The organism is Flavobacterium fluviatile (assembly GCF_010645065.1).
Classification (GTDB): Bacteria; Bacteroidota; Bacteroidia; order Flavobacteriales; family Flavobacteriaceae; genus Flavobacterium; species Flavobacterium fluviatile.
The window spans coordinates 657,902-676,243 of sequence record NZ_JAADZW010000001.1 but is presented as its reverse complement, the minus strand read 5'-3'; the positions used below and the strand labels follow the sequence as shown (position 1 = coordinate 676,243).

The window sequence follows — 18,342 nt, the reverse complement described above, 5'->3', positions numbered from 1 at the left end:
GAAAAAACTAAAAATTCACGAATGACTACACAACAACTACACGAACAAATTCTGCAAAAAAAATCATTTTTATGTGTTGGGCTTGATCCTGATTTAAACAAAATCCCTCAGCATTTATTAGAAACCGAAGATCCTATCTTCGAATTCAATAAAGCTATAATTGATGCTACTCATGATTTGACTGTCGGGTACAAACCAAACACTGCTTTTTTTGAAGCGTATGGCATTAAAGGATGGGTTTCACTGCAGAAAACAATCCATTACATAAATGAAAAGTTTCCTGAAATTTTCACGATTGCAGATGCAAAAAGAGGTGATATCGGAAATACGTCAAGCATGTATGCGAAAGCTTTTTTTGAAGATTTAAATTTTGATAGTGTAACAGTTGCTCCTTATATGGGAAAAGATTCAGTAGAGCCTTTTCTTGCTTTTGAAAATAAACATACTATAATGCTGGCTTTAACTTCAAACGAAGGAGCTTTTGATTTTCAAACTTTAGAAACCAACGGAAAGGAATTATACAAACAGGTTTTGGAAACTTCTAAAACATGGAAAAACAGTTATAACTTAATGTATGTAGTTGGTGCTACCAAAGCGGAGTACTTTACAGAAATCAGAAAAATTGTTCCGGATAGTTTCTTACTGGTTCCTGGAATCGGTGCTCAGGGCGGAAGCTTGTCAGAAGTTTGCAAATATGGAATGAATGATAAAGTTGGTCTGCTGGTAAATTCTGCAAGAGCAATTATTTACGCTTCAAAGGGAACTGATTTTGCTGAAAAAGCGAGGGAAGAGGCTTTGAAAGTACAGCAGGAAATGGAAGAAATTCTTAGTTTGAAGTTTTAAACAACTTTATAAATAGATTAATCGCAAAGTTCGCTGAGATTTCGCAGGGTTCGCAAAGATAACTTTGTGTTCTTAGCGTAAATTTTAGCGAACTTTGCATTTAAAACCTGAATCAAAATCAGACATGAAACAATTAACAGATCAACTAGGTACTTTACACTCTTTTCAAACAGCTCCGATACGTATTGTTTCGTTAGTGCCTTCTCAAACGGAATTGTTATATGATTTAGGTTTGGAAGATAAAATTATCGGAATTACGAAGTTTTGTGTGCATCCATATCATTTGAAATCAACAAAGAAAATTGTTGGCGGAACAAAAAAGATTCATTTTGAAAAGATAAAATTACTGCAGCCTGATGTTATTATTTGCAATAAAGAAGAAAATACTCCCGAAATTGTAGAACAGTTAAGTAAAATTTGTCCGGTTTGGGTCACGAATATTGTTTCTGTTGAAGATAATTTTCAAATGATTTCAGATTTTGGACAACTTTTTAATTGCAGAACCGAAGCTCAAAAGTGGAATGACAAATTGACTTTCGCTTTAAGCGATTTTAAAAAATACGTTCAGGATATTGAGATGAAAAAAGCTGCTTATTTTATTTGGAAAAATCCATATATGGTTGCCGGGAATGAGACTTATATTAATGAATTATTAAAGTTGAATCATTTTAAAAATATCTACGAAGATAAAGGGCGTTACCCTGAAATTGAAATCAAAAAAATGCGTTTGGAAGGTGATCCTGATCTGGTTTTCCTTTCTTCTGAGCCTTATCCTTTTAAAGAAGAAGATGCTTTTGAAATTGGAAGATTTACGCATCACGCCAAAACAGTTTTTGTAGACGGCGAAATGTTCTCCTGGCACGGAAGCCGGTTATTAAAGGCTTTTTCGTATTTTAAATTGCTTCATGAAAGATTGAAGAATTAATGAATATTTAAATTCCAAAACCCAAATTTCAGCCTGATATAAAATTGGAATTTGGATTTTTTATTTGGAAATTTTATCAAAAAAAGAATGCCGGCATCTCGAAGACGCCGGCATCATTTAACTAACCAAAACCAAAATAATAAATAACCAGTTTATTACATTACAAATGTCCGACATATATCTTTCTTTTGCTGTTAAGGTTTTGTTATTACTTTGTTGGACTTAAGTTAAGATTTTTAATATATTGTTATGCATTCAATTAACGACTGTTGAGTTTGGCTTTCTCTTTAATGATATCGGCAATTTTTCGATTTTCAATTTTGCTTTCCAGCCATGAAATGATATCTAAATACAGAAAAGCTCTTTTTTCATAGGTATTTTTTTCTAATTCGATAAAGCGTTCGCGCATCTTAATAAACTCTTTTTTAATATCGGCCGGATAAAAATTATTAAGGTTTCTCATGAATTTAATGATTTCTTTCTGAACCTCATGCAAATCATTCATCTTCAAAAGGAATTTGTATGTACTCTTAAGATGATTTTCCAGATAATAATCTTTTCCTAACTCATAATGTGCAATCAATGACAGGAGTCTGGCAAAGCACATTAAATCTTCACGCATTGTTAAGTTTTTGTTGTTGATTATCTTGTCCAGATAATAAATTGACTCATTGTATTTTTCATTTCCAAAATAGATAGAGGCAATTTTGTAATAAAACAACATTTCATGATGTTCGTCAAGATGTTCGCTGTGAATTTTAATTTTTTCTAAAATTTCCGGAATCAAATATTCGCTTTCGGCAAAAGTACCTTCAAGAATATGATAATTGAGCTTGTTATTGTATATATATAAAAAGGATAGTGACGCAATGTTGTCATTAACCGGAAATCGGGCATCCTGAATTGTTTCTTCTAAAAGTGTCAGGTATTTTTTGAAATTTGACTTATGTTTCAGCATATAAAGCGATTCTAAAAAGTAATGGTTTCCTTTTAGAAAAAACACCGGATTCTGGTAAATCATATTCGGATTGTCATAAAACAAACGAACCCATTTATAGGCAAATTTGTAACTCGCAAGGAAATCCTGGACAAGGAAACTGCGCCACAAATTGGCATTGTAAAACCAATACTTTTCACGAAAGCCAAACTTGCTTTCATCTAATTTTGAGATGTGTTTATTGAAATAGTCATCAATATATTTGTATTCCTCATCGTTTTTTACGTAACCTGTTTTTAACATGATTCCATACAACTGAAGCGATAAATTGGATAACTTGCTCGAAATAGTGTTTCGGTAATTCAACTCCTTTGCCTGAATAACCAATTCATCTGCGCGTCCCTGAATACTTCGGGTAATATATTGCGACTCGATTAGTTTTTCGAATTCAACAATTTCATAAGCCATGTATTTTTCATCATTTTCAAGGGCTATCATTTTGGTTTTATCCAGAATTTTCAGGCTTTGTTTGTATAAGCCTTTGTTGTATAAGATAACGGCAAAATCTATTTGTTCCCTTAATTGATAGCGAATGTTCTGGCTCGGGATATTCAGGCGGATACTAACTAGAATCTGTTTGTACAGATATGATTTTAAATTGGATAACTGAACTTTCTTGATGCTTCCGCTTTTCAAAATAAGTTTTTCATCATAAGTTTCAGACTTATCTAAAATATTAAACAATTCAATGAATTTTGTGTTGGAACTCGTTTCCAGACGACTTGCAAAAATTTTAAATTGTCTTTTTTCCGACTTAGAAAGTGATTTTATCAGTACAAATAAAAAATCTTTTTGATGGTTAGCCATTGTAAAATATAATAATGTAACTTATTGATTTTTAATATAATAATTAATTATAAATTGTTTTATGAACAGTATAATTTCATTAAAATGAATTTCATACTGAAGAAGTACAATATATATTTGTTTCAGGATGTGAAATTACATTAAATAAATGAATATGAATAGAGAGAAAGTTCAAATTTTTGACACCACTTTGCGTGATGGTGAACAGGTTCCAGGATGTAAGTTAGATACCAAACAAAAATTGGTTATTGCAGAAAGACTTGACAAAATGGGAGTTGATATCATCGAAGCAGGTTTTCCTGTGTCAAGTCCGGGCGATTTTTTATCGGTCTCTGAGATTTGTAAAATTGTAGAAAATGCAACTGTCTGCGGGCTTACAAGAGCTGTAAAAAACGATATTGATGTTGCAGCAGCTGCCTTAAAGCATGCTAAAAGACCTAGGATCCACACCGGAATCGGAACTTCAGAATCTCATATAATCCATAAATTAAATACTACACCAGAAGATATTATTGCCAGAGCAAAATATGCTGTTGCGCACGCAAAATCGTATGTAGAAGATGTAGAGTTTTACGCAGAGGATGCAGGCAGAACTGATAATGCTTTCTTAGCAAAAGTTTGTGAAGAGGTAATAAAATCAGGAGCAACAGTATTGAATATTCCAGATACAACAGGATACTGCCTGCCTGAAGAATATGGTGCAAAAATAAAATACTTAAAAGAAAACGTAAAAGGTATAGAAAACGTAATTCTTTCGTGTCACTGTCATAATGATTTAGGAATGGCAACTGCAAACTCAATCGCAGGAGCTATCAATGGAGCAAGACAAATTGAATGTACTATTAATGGTATTGGTGAAAGAGCAGGAAATACAGCACTAGAAGAGGTAGTGATGATTTTTAAGCAACATCCATACTTAAATTTAGATACAAATATCAATACAAAAGAATTAAACGAAATGAGTCGCTTGGTCTCTGAAAGTATGGGTATGATTGTTCAGCCAAATAAGGCAATCGTAGGGGCAAATGCATTTGCGCATAGTTCCGGAATTCACCAGGATGGTGTAATCAAAAACAGAGCAACTTACGAAATCATGGATCCGCTTGATGTTGGGGTTAATGAATCGTCTATCATTTTGACTGCAAGAAGCGGAAGAGCTGCTTTGGCATACCGTGCTAAGAAGGTAGGTTACGAATTGACCAAAACACAATTAGATATCGTTTATATTGAATTTTTGAAATTCGCTGATATTAAAAAAGAAGTTTTAGACGAAGATATTCATCAGATAATTGAAGCTTCTAAAATTCAGGGTGATTTAATAAGAAGCTAATTTAATAACAATCAGGTTTTAAATACATAACGGACGAGGCATTATGAATTTGAAAATAGCAGTTTTACCAGGAGACGGAATTGGACCGGAAGTAATTGCACAAGCCAAAAAAGCATTATATGCAATTGGCGAAGTGTATAATCACGAATTTGTTTTTGAAGAGGCTCTCATGGGGGCAATTGCTATTGATAAAACAGGAAAACCGCTTCCTGAACAAACCCTGAATCTGTGTCTGAATACAGATGCGGTTTTGTTTGGTGCAATTGGTGATCCTAAATATGATAATAATCCAAATGCAAAAGTTCGTCCGGAACAGGGATTGTTAAAACTTCGTAAAGAGCTTGGTTTGTTTGCTAATATTCGTCCAATTAAACCCTATAAAGCACTGATTGAATCTTCTCCCTTAAAAAGAGAAATTATTGAAGGTGCTGATTTTACTATTTTCAGGGAATTAACAGGAGGTGCTTATTTTGGAGCAAAAACGCTAAATGAAGAAGGAACGCATGCATCTGACTTATGTGAATATTCAGAAGAGGAAATTACCAGAATTACACATTTGGCTTTTAAATCGGCACAAAACCGACGTAAAAAGTTAACGATGGTTGACAAGGCAAATGTTTTGGAAACTTCAAGGTTATGGAGAAAGGTTGTTCGAAAAGTTGCGGAGGAGTATAAAGATGTGACATTAGACTTTTTATTTGTGGATAATGCCGCAATGCAGCTGATTTTAAATCCAAAACAGTTTGATGTGATTTTGACAGAAAATTTGTTTGGAGATATTTTATCTGATGAGGCAAGTGTAATTACCGGTTCAATTGGTTTATTGGCTTCAGCCTCTTTAGGAGAAAAAAATGCGCTTTTTGAACCTATTCACGGTTCTTATCCAGAGGCAAAAGGAAAAAATATTGCAAATCCAATCGCTTCAATCTTATCAGCCGCAATGCTGTTAGAGCATTTTGGATTAGCAAAAGAAGCAAATATCATCTATAAAGCAATTGAAAAAGCAATAGAATTTAAAGTTGTAACAGTAGATTTAAAAGCAGACTCAAAATTTGGTACAAATGAAGTGGGAGATTTTGTTTCAAACTTTATTTTCAGTAAAGACGATTTGCTGTATTTTAATAATGATAACGTTCATCTTGGACAATCTACGATTGTTTAATTTTTTTTGTTAAATAATGCAATAATTAACAAGAAGTGTTTAAAATGTTGAGTTTTTGTTTTTTTAGTCCTATTAGTTTTTGTACTTTTGTGGCACCAAAAAAATAAATGATGCAAATCTCAATTATTATTACTTCTGTCATTGTTGTCAATGTGTATAACACATCTGCATCGGGAATGGTATAAATATAATTGAAAGAATATATTATAACCTCCCACTTAGTTGGGAGGTTTTTTTTAGGAATAAAATTAGAAATTAAATAGATAATGGAATTAAACAAGTACAGCAAAACAATCACGCAAGATGAAACTCAGCCAGCTTCACAGGCAATGTTCTATGGAATTGGTTTGACAGAAGAGGATCTTAAAAAAGCGCAGGTAGGAATTGTGAGTATGGGTTATGATGGAAATCCTTGTAACATGCACTTAAATGACCTGGCTAAAGATATTAAGAAAGGGGTCTGGGATGCTGATTTGGTCGGTTTGATTTTTAATACTATTGGTGTAAGTGATGGTATTTCTAACGGTAATGATGGGATGCGTTTTTCTTTGGTTTCCCGTGATGTAATTGCCGATTCTATTGAAACTGTTATGGGAGCACAATGGTACGATGGTATGATTGCTGTTCCGGGTTGTGATAAAAATATGCCTGGTGCTTTAATGGCTATGGGTAGGGTAAATCGCCCTTCTATTATGGTTTATGGTGGATCAATTCATCCTGGAAAGTGGAAAGGTGAAGATTTGAATATCGTTTCTGCTTTTGAAGCTTTAGGTAAAAAAATTAAGAACACGATTACACCAGAAGATTTTAAGGGGGTGATTCAAAATGCTTGCCCGGGAGCAGGTGCATGTGGTGGAATGTATACGGCTAATACTATGTCATCAGCGATTGAAGCATTAGGAATGAGTTTGCCATACAGTTCTTCTAATCCTGCTTTGAGCCCAGAAAAGAAACAAGAATGTGTTGATGCTGGTAAAGCAATCAGAATATTATTAGAAAAAGATATTAAACCTAGAGACATTATGACCCGTAAAGCATTTGAAAATGCAATTACGATGGTAGCTGTTTTAGGAGGTTCTACTAATGCAGTTATGCACTTAATTGCAATGGCTCATTCTGTAGGTATCGAATTGACATTAAAAGATTTTCAGGATATCAGTGATAAAACACCATTGTTAGCCGACTTAAAGCCGAGTGGTAAATATTTAATGGAAGACTTACATAATGTAGGTGGCGTTCCTGGAGTAATGAAATATTTATTGAAAGAAGGTTTCTTGCACGGTGATTGTTTAACTGTAACAGGAAAAACACTAGCTGAAAATTTAGCTTCGGTTCCTGATTTACATGATGGACAGCAAGTGGTTTTTGAAGTTGAAAAAGCGTTAAAAGCTACCGGAAATATTCAGATTTTATACGGAAATATAGCGACAGAAGGTTGTGTGGCTAAAATTAGTGGTAAAGAAGGGGAGTTTTTTGAAGGTACAGCAGTAGTTTTTGAAGGCGAAAAAGATGTAATCAGAGGAATTCAGGCCGGTGAAGTTAAGCCCGGAAACGTGGTAATTATTCGTTACTGTGGTCCAAAAGGAGGTCCGGGTATGTCTGAAATGCTAAAACCAACATCCGCTATTATGGGAGCCGGTTTAGGAAGTTCTGTAGCTTTGATTACGGATGGACGTTTCTCTGGTGGTTCGCACGGTTTCGTAGTAGGACACGTAACTCCGGAGGCTTATGAAGGAGGAGGGATCGCATTAATAGAAAACGGAGACGTTATTACAATAGATGCTGTGAATAACACCATAAATATGAAAGTTTCTGATGAAGAATTAGCAGAAAGAAAAGCTAACTGGAAGAAACCTGAAAATGGAATTAAACAAGGAGTTTTACTTAAATATATGCGTTCGGTCTCCAGTGCCTCTGAGGGATGTGTTACCGACAAATAATTTAATAAAAACAACCAGCTTGTAAGTCTAAATAAAAAAGATTTATTTGCGAAAAATATAAGATAAAATGAAAATATCAGGGGCAGAAGCCGTTATTAGATGTTTATTAGCAGAAGGAGTAGACTTGGTTTATGGATATCCTGGAGGAGCCATAATGCCTGTTTATGACGAATTATATAAGTTTCAGGATGAATTGCACCATGTTTTGGTGCGTCACGAACAGGGTGCTGCTCATGCAGCCCAGGGATATGCAAGAGCTACTGGCAAGGTAGGTGTGGCTATTGCAACTTCAGGTCCAGGTGCTACAAATTTAGTTACCGGGATTGCAGATGCGCAAATTGATTCTACACCTATGGTTTGTATTACAGGTCAGGTTGGAAAACATTTACTTGGATCGGATGCTTTTCAGGAAACAGATATTATCGGAATTTCAACTCCGGTAACCAAATGGAATTATCAGGTTACTGAAGCTCACGAAATTCCGGAAATTATTGCTAAAGCATTTTATATTGCACGTTCTGGTCGTCCTGGACCTGTTTTGATTGATATTACTAAAAATGCTCAGTTTGATGAGTTTGAATTTAGTTATGAAAAATGTACCGGAATTAGAAGTTATCATCCAAAACCGGTATTGAATCTTCAGAAAGTACAGGAAGCTGCAGATTTAATTAATAATGCAAAAAAACCATTTATTGTCTTTGGACAGGGTATTATATTAAGTGAAGCAGAAGAACAGTTAAAAAGATTAATTGAAAAATCTGGTATTCCTGCTGCGTGGACAATTTTGGGATTGTCAGCTTTGCCCACTGATCACCGCTTGAATGTAGGAATGGTAGGTATGCATGGTAATTATGGTCCTAATCTTTTGACTAACGAATGTGATGTTTTAATTGCATTAGGAATGCGTTTTGATGACCGTGTTACGGGAAAATTAGCTACTTATGCTAAACAGGCAAAAGTAATTCACTTTGAAATAGATCCGGCAGAAATAGATAAAAACGTAAAAACTGAAATTGCAGTTTTAGCTGATGTGAAAGAAGCATTAACAGCTTTGATTCCGTTAATTGATAAAAAATCACATGATTCATGGCATAATGAATTCAAGGAGAAATATAAAATTGAATGTGAAGCCGTTATTAATGAAGAGTTAGCTCCAACAAATGGAAAAGGAATTTCAATGGGAGAAACTATTGAAATGATTAATAAATATTCAAAAGGAGATGCAATAATGGTTTCTGATGTTGGTCAGCATCAAATGTTTGCCTGCCGTTATACTAAATTTAATACAACTAAGAGTAACGTTACTTCTGGTGGATTGGGAACAATGGGGTTTGCTTTACCAGCAGCTATTGGTGCAAAAATGGGCAGACCTGACCGTGAAGTTGTTGCAATTATAGGTGATGGAGGTTTTCAGATGAATATTCAGGAGTTAGGTACAATTCACCAGACAAAAGTTCCTGTGAAAATTGTTGTATTGAATAATGAATTTCTTGGAATGGTACGTCAGTGGCAGGAATTGTTTTTTGATTACAGATATGCTTCTACAGTAATGATTAATCCAAATTTCTGCGCTATTGCAGAAGGGTATTACATCAAATCAAGAAAAGTAACAAAGAGAGAAGAACTTGATGAAGCTGTTGCAGAAATGCTGGCTTCTAAAGATTCGTATTTCCTCGAAGTTATGGTAGAAAAAGAAAATAATGTGTTTCCAATGATTCCAACAGGAGCTTGTGTTTCAGAAATTAGATTAAGCTAAGAAAAAGTTTCAAGTTTTAAGTTTCAAGTTTCATTTTCTCTGCAGAATTTGAAACTTGAATCCTGAAACAAATAAAACTAAAAAACAACATGGAAGAAAAAACATTTACCATATCGGTATATTCAGAAAATAATGTGGGTTTGCTTAACAGGATATCAGGAATATTCTTAAAGCGTCACATCAATATTTTAAGTTTAAACGTTTCAGAATCAGAAATAGAAAATGTTTCAAGGTTTATCATTGTAGTTGAAACTACAGAAAAGTGGGTTAAAAATATTGTCGGACAAATCGAAAAACAAATAGAGGTTATAAAAGCATTTTATCACACAGATGAAGAAACAATTTATCTTGAAAATGCATTGTTTAAAATAGCTTCCAGCTTATTGTTTGATGAGAAACAAATTCAGAATATAATCAAAGAAAGTCAGGCAACAATTGTAACTGTTTCCCGTGATTTCTTTGTGATTTCTAAATCCGGAAGACGTTCTGAGATACAAGAACTATATGCAAAGTTTAAGCCTTATGGCATTATGCAGTTCGTACGTTCTGGAAGAATTTCCGTATCAAAAGAAAAGATGGAAATTTCGTCTTTATTGTTAGAAGAATTAAAATAATAATCAATTTCATAATTAAACATCATACTTATTAAATATTAAAAAAATGGCCAATTATTTCAACACATTACCACTTAGATTACAATTAGAACAATTAGGGGTTTGCGAATTTATGGATCAATCAGAATTTGCAAACGGGATAGATGCATTAGCAGGAAAAAAAGTCGTAATCGTGGGTTGCGGAGCACAAGGATTGAACCAGGGTTTGAACATGAGAGATTCAGGTCTTGATATTTCTTATGCTTTGCGTGCAGATGCAATTGCTGAAAAAAGAGCTTCTTTTAAAAATGCTACTGAAAACGGATTCAAAGTAGGTACATATGAAGAATTAATTCCAACTGCTGATTTAGTTTGTAACTTAACTCCGGATAAACAGCATACTGCTGTGGTAAATGCAATTATGCCATTAATGAAACAAGGTTCAACTTTGGCATATTCCCATGGATTTAATATCGTTGAAGAGGGAATGCAGATTCGTAAAGATATTACTGTGATTATGTGCGCTCCTAAATGTCCGGGTTCTGAAGTACGTGAAGAGTACAAAAGAGGTTTTGGAGTTCCAACTCTTATCGCTGTCCACCCCGAAAACGATCCAAATGGTTTAGGTCTGGATCAGGCAAAAGCTTATGCGGTTGCAACTGGAGGTCATAAAGCAGGTGTTTTAAAATCATCTTTCGTTGCGGAAGTAAAATCTGACCTAATGGGTGAGCAGACTATCCTTTGCGGATTATTGCAGACGGGATCTATTTTGTGTTTTGATAAAATGGTTGAAAAAGGTATTGATGCGGCTTATGCTTCAAAATTAATTCAATACGGTTGGGAAACTATCACAGAAGCTTTAAAACACGGAGGTATTACAAATATGATGGACCGTCTTTCTAATCCTGCAAAAATTGAAGCTTATGAATTAGCAGAAGAATTAAAAGATATTATGCGTCCGTTATTTCAAAAACATCAGGATGATATTATTTCCGGAGAGTTTTCAAGAACTATGATGGCTGACTGGGCTAATGATGATGCTAATTTATTAAAATGGAGAGCTGCAACCGGAGAAACTAACTTTGAAAAAACAGCTCCACAAGAAGCCCCGATTTCAGAGCAGGAATATTTTGATAACGGAGTATTAATGGTTGCTATGGTTAAAGCAGGTGTTGAATTGGCTTTTGAAACAATGACTGAAGCAGGAATCATTGAAGAGTCTGCTTATTATGAGTCTTTGCATGAGTTGCCTTTGATTGCTAATACAATTGCCAGAAAAAAATTATTCGAAATGAACCGAGTAATTTCTGATACTGCAGAATACGGATGTTATTTGTTTGATCATGCTTGTAAACCACTATTAGTTGAATTCATGAAAAAAGTAGAAACTAATATTATCGGCAAACCCTTTTCAGCTTCAAACGGAGTAGATAATGCAGTTTTGATTGCTGTAAATAAAGAAATTCGTCAGCATCCTATCGAAGAAGTTGGAGCCTGGTTAAGAGAGTCGATGACAGCAATGAAAAAAATTGGATAACATAATATAGATTACACACCACGTTTGTGTGTTGGGATTTTGCACTGTATCTTTGTTTTTTATATAATATTTTGAATTAGTAAGCACTTATTAAGATAATAACAGATATGGAGCATTTACATTCACTTAACTCCAATTAATAGAGAGTTAAGTGAAGTAATCCCTAATTTGTATTGAGTATGTTTTTGATTGTTAATATACTTGTAGAAAATTTCTGTTTTAATTAATAATGTTGCTGCTATTTTCAAAATGGAATAGGTTGTGATTCTAAATTAATTGTTATTGAAATTGTTAAAATTAAAAGGCATGGTATTGTATATCATGCCTTTTTCTATAATATGTAATTTTAATTAAAAGTTGTTTTTTTGTATTAAATTCATTAAATCGATGTGTTTTTTTTATGATTTGTTTTTTTTTAATAGAATTTATGAATTAAATAATTTTAAGAATACATTGTTATTTAATACATTTATAAAAAAATTACAACAACTATGAGTTATTATAAAATTGAAAATTTAGAACAATATTTTAAACATTACAATAAGTCAATAAGAGAGCCTAGAAAGTTTTGGGGTAAAATAGCTGAGGAAAACTTTACCTGGTACCAGCAATGGGAAAAAGTTGTTGATTTTAACATGGCAGAGGCGGAAGTAAAATGGTTTACGGAAGCCAAAGTTAATATTACAAAGAATTGTATTGACAGACATCTTAGTAAAAGAGGAGAAAAAACTGCAATTATATTCGAACCAAACAATCCTTCTGAGGATGCAGTACACATTACCTACAACGAGTTATATGAAAGAGTTTCCAAGATGGCAAACGTATTGCGTGAGCAGGGGGTAGCAAAAGGAGACAGAGTTTGTATTTATTTACCAATGATTCCGGAACTTGCAGTAGCTGTTTTAGCCTGTGCCAGAATTGGTGCTATACATTCAGTAATTTTTGCCGGATTTTCAGCTTCTGCCGTTTCTGCAAGAATCAATGATTGTGAATGCAAAATGGTTATTACTTCTGATGGAGGGTACAGGGGAAATAAAACAATTGACCTTAAAGGAATTGTTGATGAAGCTTTAGAAAGCTGTACTTCAGTTTCTAAGGTTTTAGTCGTAAAAAGAACTGAAACTGAAATTAATATGCAGGAAGGCAGAGATCTTTGGCTGCAGCCATTACTAGATGTTGCTATTGATTATAATGTAGCTGAAATTATGGATGCAGAAGATCCTTTGTTTATTTTATACACGTCAGGATCTACAGGGAAGCCAAAGGGAATGGTTCATACAACTGCAGGTTATATGGTATATACTGCCTATACTTTTAAAAATGTTTTCAGTCATGAAGAAAATGATATTTTCTGGTGTACTGCAGATATAGGATGGATTACCGGACATTCATATATTTTATACGGACCATTACTCAATGGAGGAACAACTGTGATTTTTGAAGGAGTTCCATCGTATCCGGATTTTAGCCGTTTCTGGGAAATTATTGAAAAGCACAAAATCACCCAATTCTATACTGCTCCAACAGCAATTCGTTCTTTAGCTAAAGAAAGTCTTGATTATATTCAGAAATATCCTTTAAAATCCCTTAAAGTTATTGGTTCTGTTGGAGAGCCAATCAACGAAGAGGCATGGCACTGGTTTAATGACCACGTTGGAGATAAGAGATGCCCGGTTGTAGATACATGGTGGCAGACAGAAACCGGTGGAATTATGATTTCTCCGATTGCTTTTGTAACACCAACTAAACCTACTTATGCAACATTACCATTGCCAGGAATCCAGCCCGTTTTGATGGATGAAAAACGTAATGAAATTGAAGGCAATCAGGTTGTTGGTAGTTTATGTGTTAAATTTCCATGGCCTGGAATTGCCAGAACTATCTGGGGAGATCACGAGCGTTATAAAAAAACATATTTTTCTGCTTTTCCTGGTAAATTCTTTACAGGAGATGGCGCTTTAAGGGATGAAGTTGGATACTACAGAATTACGGGTAGAGTAGATGATGTTGTAATTGTTTCAGGTCACAATTTAGGAACAGCTCCAATTGAAGATGCTATCAACGAACATCAGGCTGTTGCCGAATCAGCTATTGTTGGTTTTCCACATGAAATTAAAGGAAATGCATTATATGGATTTGTAATATTGAAAGAAACAGGCGAAATTCGAAATAAAGAGAATTTAACTAAAGAAATCAATCAATATATAGCCGATCATATTGGTCCAATTGCTAAATTGGATAAAATTCAGTTTGTATCAGGCTTGCCAAAAACGCGTTCAGGTAAAATTATGCGTAGAATTTTGCGTAAAATAGCTGAAGGGGATTTTTCTAATTTTGGAGACACTTCAACTCTATTAAATCCTGAGGTAGTAGAGGGTATCATGAATGAAAGAATTTCCTAAATAATTTAATTTGTAAAAAACAGAAGCCGTTTCAATTCGAAACGGCTTCTGTTTTTATGATTTTGATTAATTGTTTTCTTTCTTTAAACTTAATCCCATTGGAACCATAAGGACACCCTTTTCATAAATATTAAGATAAAGTGTTACTGGTTTTTTCTGTCCTTCCCATTTTAATTCATATACATTTAAAAATCCTGCCCCCATATCACTTCGTTTGGTCGGAAAAGGGCAACAGGTTTCTAATCTTGTATAGGTAATTTCTTCACCATTAGGTCCTGCTAATGCATTTAAAAAACGTAATTCATTCAGGTCTTCATCTTTTGTATTTCGATAGAAAATATTAATAGGGTAATCAGGATTATAACCGTACTTTTTGTTTTTGCTGAATTCCTTAATTACAAATGTGTTATTTTTACTTAAAACTAAGTCAGGAGCATTATCATCTACATTTTTTAATGTAGATTTGGTACTCACACATGAAACAGTACAAATTAATAAAGCAATAATAAAAGTTGTTTTTTTCATCGATTTTGTTTTGTTTAATACAAATGTAAAAGATTTTTTACTCTTTTAAATAGTATAACTAAATATTGTTCCTTCACTTTTACAAATAAAAAACATTCTATCCTATCCAGACTTTGAATAAAATAGAATGTTTTTTAGGTTATTAAATCTAAACAATTTCCGCACTAAGTCCTGCTTCCAGAAGTTGTGTACATTGTGGTTTTAATTTATCTATTGGGCCAGTTTTTACTGTACATTTTCCGTTATAATGTACAATTAAGGAACATTGTTCTGCCTGTTCTGCTGTATGGCTGCAAACACGCATTAAAGTATCGATTACATGGTCAAAAGTGTTTACATCGTCGTTGTAAACAATTATTTCATTATTGAAACCTACTGTTTCTTTTTCCCGAACTTTTTCTCTTACTTTTTCTTTAGTACTCATAATTTTTTCAGATTTTGTACTGTAGTAATTACTATAATCTAATTTACGTATTTTAATGAAACCCAGTTGTTTCTCTGTAACTTTTTAACATAACTTAAACCTCTTTCTTTGCAGGAAGCATCTATAAATGGAATATCTTCTTCATAAAAACCACTTAATAGTATAATTCCTTTTGGGTTCAGGCAATCTACATAAGACTGCATATCATTTAACAAAATGTTTCGGTTAATATTGGCTATTATTAAATCGTATTTTTTGTCTTTTAATAAAGCTGCATCTCCTTCGTAAACAGCAATATGTTTGCAATTATTTCGTTCAGCATTTTCAATAGAATTCAAATAACACCAGTTATCAATATCAATAGCATCAATAGGGCGGGCGCCTTTCATTTCAGCTAAAATGGCTAAAATAGCAGTTCCACAACCCATATCCAGTGTTTTTAAACCTTTGACATCCATTTCTAATAGATGCTGAATCATCATGTGGGTTGTTTCATGATGCCCTGTTCCGAAACTCATCTTTGGCTCAATTACAATATCAAATTCTGCATTTGTTTTTTCATGAAAAGGAGCGCGAACATGGCATTTTCCATCCACATCAATAGGTTCAAAATTCCTTTCCCATTCCTCATTCCAGTTTACCTGATCGATTTCTTCAATTGTATATTCGATTTTAAATTCGGCAGATTGTAAAATGTAAATGTCATCTAAAATATTCTCATCCCATAAATCTTTCTTTACAAAAGCGGAAATTCCCTTATCAGTTTCAGTAAAGCTCTCGAAAGCTTTTTCACCCAGTTCGGCAATTAATATTTCTGATCCAGGTTCTTTGGGCATAATTGAAAAATGATAGCCTAAATATATATGTGACATAGATAATTTTTTTGCAAAGGTAAGAATCGAAAGTACAAGTTTCTTATAAAAAAAAGAGTAATCTAAAAAATTTGAAATGGCTGGACTTTTAGAATAATTAACTAATGTAATTCCAGATGTTTTTTTTCCTGGTCAGTTCGATAAAAACAGCTTTTAGTACAGCATGCTCGGGTTTTTGTAAAGGACTGTCTTCTTTTAAAATTTTCATGGCGTAGTTTCGGGCTAAACTCAAAATATCGCGGTCGCGAACAATATCTGCTATTTGAAGATTTAATACACCGCTTTGCTGAGTTCCCATTAAATCGCCAGGACCGCGAAGTTTTAGATCGACTTCAGCAATTTCAAACCCATCATTGGTCTGAACCATCGTTTCCATTCTGGTTTTGCTGTCTGAACTCAGTTTATGACTTGTCATTAAAATGCAATAACTCTGTTCTGCACCGCGACCTACACGCCCCCGTAACTGATGAAGTTGAGACAAACCAAAACGTTCGGCACTTTCGATAACCATCACACTCGCATTCGGGACATTTACCCCAACTTCAATTACAGTTGTAGCGACCATAATATTCGTTTTCCCTTCCGAGAAGCGCTTCATTTCTGCGTCTTTGTCAGCAGGTTTCATTTTTCCATGTAAAATCGAAATTGAATATTGCGGCAATGGAAAATCACGGGAAATACTTTCGTAACCGTCCATTAGATCCTTAAAATCCATTTTTTCCGATTCCTGAATTAATGGATAGACAATATAAATTTGTCTCCCTTTTGCAATTTCATCACGCAGAAATTTCCAGACTTTCAGGCGGTTGCTGTCATATCGATGAACAGTCTGAATTGGTTTTCTCCCCGGAGGTAATTCATCTATTACTGAAATATCCAAATCACCATATAAACTCATTGCTAATGTCCGAGGAATAGGAGTAGCAGTCATAACTAAAACATGTGGGGGAATTTCGTTTTTCTTCCATAACTTTGCTCGTTGTTCAACACCAAAGCGATGTTGCTCGTCAATAACAGCTAATCCTAAATTTTGAAATTTTACTTTATCTTCTAGCAAGGCATGTGTCCCAATTAAAATGTGTAAAGTTCCATTTTCAAGTTCTTCGTGAATAATTTTTCGGGCTGCTGTTTTAGTAGAGCCTGTTAATATTTTGATATTGATATTTAATGTTTTTGCTAATTCAGATAAACCAATAAAATGCTGATTAGCCAAAATTTCAGTTGGAGCCATTAAACACGCCTGAAAGCCATTATCAATTGCCAAAAGCATGCTCATAAAAGCAACAATTGTTTTCCCCGAACCCACATCTCCCTGCAATAACCGGTTCATTTGTGCATTGCTGCCCATGTCTGAACGGATTTCTTTAATAACTCTTTTTTGCGCATTGGTAAGCTCAAATGGCAAATGATTTTGATAAAATTCATTGAAGAATTCACCCACTTTTGTAAAAGGATGTCCTTTTATTTTATGTTTCCGAATAAGGTTTTTTGTAATTAACTGGAGCTGAATAAAAAATAATTCTTCAAATTTCAGCCGAAATTGGGCTCTTGCCAAAGCATCGGCACTTTTAGGAAAATGTATGTTGAATAAAGCTGCTTTTTTTGAAATTAATTTCAGTTCTTCAGTTAAATAAGAAGGAAAAGTTTCAGTAAACAAAGCTTGTGTTTCAATGAAAAGCTGTTCCATCAGTTTATTTATTGTCCTGTTTGAAATTCCTCTGTTTGTTAAGGCTTCTGTTGAAGGATAAACCGGCTGCATGGCGGAGCGAAGGCTTTTTTCGTGTTCTTTTAAAAGCTCAATTTCAGGATGCGCCATACTGAATTGGTTTCCATACAAAGAACACTTTCCGAAAACTACACAAGCTTCATTCAGTTTCAGACTCTCTCTAATCCATTTGTGTCCCTGAAACCAATTTAAGTCGATTTGCCCGGTGTCATCAATAAAAGTAGCGACAAGTCGCTTTTTGTTTTTGGCAAATTCAACTGTTTTAATGTGGATTATTTTTCCAATAATCTGAACTTCAGAACCTGTATTTTGCAATTCGTTAATCTTATAATATCGCGTTCTGTCAATATATCGATTCGGAAAGAAATTAACCAAATCTCCGTATTTATGGATACCTAATTCCTTACGAAACAACTGACCACGGCTCGGACCAACGCCTTTTAAGTATTCGATAGGGGTTTCAAGGAGATTATTATACATTCAAGATTAGTTTTTTATATTGC

General features: G+C 34.0%; 14 protein-coding genes. 9 read left to right on the top strand and 5 right to left on the bottom strand.

Features of this window, described 5'->3' with window-relative positions; translation table 11 throughout:
• Nucleotides 1-21: 21 nt before the first annotated feature.
• Both pyrF and GXM17_RS02425 read left to right on the top strand, forming a co-directional pair.
• Nucleotides 22-843, top strand: a complete 822-nt coding sequence (gene pyrF / locus GXM17_RS02430) for an orotidine-5'-phosphate decarboxylase (protein ID WP_163397687.1) — start codon at nt 22-24, stop codon at nt 841-843.
• Nucleotides 844-967: 124 nt separating this feature from the next.
• Nucleotides 968-1,768: an ABC transporter substrate-binding protein gene (locus GXM17_RS02425; RefSeq protein ID WP_163397686.1), complete on the top strand. Its 801-nt coding sequence runs from the start codon at nt 968-970 to the stop codon at nt 1,766-1,768.
• A gap of 259 nt (nt 1,769-2,027) precedes the next feature.
• Here the strand turns inward: GXM17_RS02425 and GXM17_RS02420 are convergent, their stop codons facing one another.
• A complete protein-coding gene (locus GXM17_RS02420; protein ID WP_163397685.1) occupies nt 2,028-3,572 on the bottom strand; it encodes a hypothetical protein in 1,545 nt (514 codons plus the stop codon).
• Between the two features lie 154 nt (nt 3,573-3,726).
• Between GXM17_RS02420 and GXM17_RS02415 the strand changes: the two genes are divergently transcribed.
• The 7 genes from GXM17_RS02415 (at nt 3,727) to acs (ending at nt 14,292) form a co-directional block, all read left to right on the top strand.
• The gene (locus GXM17_RS02415; RefSeq protein WP_163397684.1) at nt 3,727-4,902 is read left to right on the top strand and encodes a 2-isopropylmalate synthase; all 1,176 of its coding nucleotides are present in this window, start codon (nt 3,727-3,729) and stop codon (nt 4,900-4,902) included.
• 43 nt (nt 4,903-4,945) lie between these two features.
• Nucleotides 4,946-6,064, top strand: coding sequence for a 3-isopropylmalate dehydrogenase (gene leuB, locus GXM17_RS02410; RefSeq protein ID WP_163397683.1), 1,119 nt, complete (start codon nt 4,946-4,948; stop codon nt 6,062-6,064).
• Between the two features lie 266 nt (nt 6,065-6,330).
• Nucleotides 6,331-8,004, top strand: coding sequence for a dihydroxy-acid dehydratase (gene ilvD, locus GXM17_RS02405; protein ID WP_163397682.1), 1,674 nt, complete (start codon nt 6,331-6,333; stop codon nt 8,002-8,004).
• Between the two features lie 67 nt (nt 8,005-8,071).
• Nucleotides 8,072-9,760 (top strand): biosynthetic-type acetolactate synthase large subunit, encoded by a 1,689-nt coding sequence (gene ilvB / locus GXM17_RS02400; protein WP_163397681.1) that lies wholly within the window; start codon nt 8,072-8,074, stop codon nt 9,758-9,760.
• 89 nt (nt 9,761-9,849) lie between these two features.
• Complete coding sequence (ilvN, locus tag GXM17_RS02395) at nt 9,850-10,374, top strand: acetolactate synthase small subunit (protein ID WP_163397680.1); 525 nt, start codon at nt 9,850-9,852, stop codon at nt 10,372-10,374.
• 46 nt (nt 10,375-10,420) lie between these two features.
• Nucleotides 10,421-11,890, top strand: a complete 1,470-nt coding sequence (ilvC, locus tag GXM17_RS02390; RefSeq protein WP_163397679.1) for a ketol-acid reductoisomerase — start codon at nt 10,421-10,423, stop codon at nt 11,888-11,890.
• A gap of 491 nt (nt 11,891-12,381) precedes the next feature.
• Nucleotides 12,382-14,292 (top strand): acetate--CoA ligase, encoded by a 1,911-nt coding sequence (acs, locus tag GXM17_RS02385; protein WP_163397678.1) that lies wholly within the window; start codon nt 12,382-12,384, stop codon nt 14,290-14,292.
• 66 nt (nt 14,293-14,358) lie between these two features.
• Here the strand turns inward: acs and GXM17_RS02380 are convergent, their stop codons facing one another.
• The 4 genes from GXM17_RS02380 to recG form a co-directional block, all read right to left on the bottom strand.
• Nucleotides 14,359-14,817, bottom strand: coding sequence for a 2-dehydro-3-deoxyphosphooctonate aldolase (locus tag GXM17_RS02380; protein WP_163397677.1), 459 nt, complete (start codon nt 14,815-14,817; stop codon nt 14,359-14,361).
• A gap of 148 nt (nt 14,818-14,965) precedes the next feature.
• Complete coding sequence (locus GXM17_RS02375; RefSeq protein ID WP_163397676.1) at nt 14,966-15,241, bottom strand: ATP-dependent Clp protease adaptor ClpS; 276 nt, start codon at nt 15,239-15,241, stop codon at nt 14,966-14,968.
• Nucleotides 15,242-15,279: 38 nt separating this feature from the next.
• Nucleotides 15,280-16,113, bottom strand: coding sequence for a 50S ribosomal protein L11 methyltransferase (gene prmA / locus GXM17_RS02370; RefSeq protein ID WP_163397675.1), 834 nt, complete (start codon nt 16,111-16,113; stop codon nt 15,280-15,282).
• Nucleotides 16,114-16,210: 97 nt separating this feature from the next.
• A complete protein-coding gene (recG, locus tag GXM17_RS02365; protein WP_163397674.1) occupies nt 16,211-18,319 on the bottom strand; it encodes an ATP-dependent DNA helicase RecG in 2,109 nt (702 codons plus the stop codon).
• Nucleotides 18,320-18,342 lie beyond the last annotated feature (23 nt).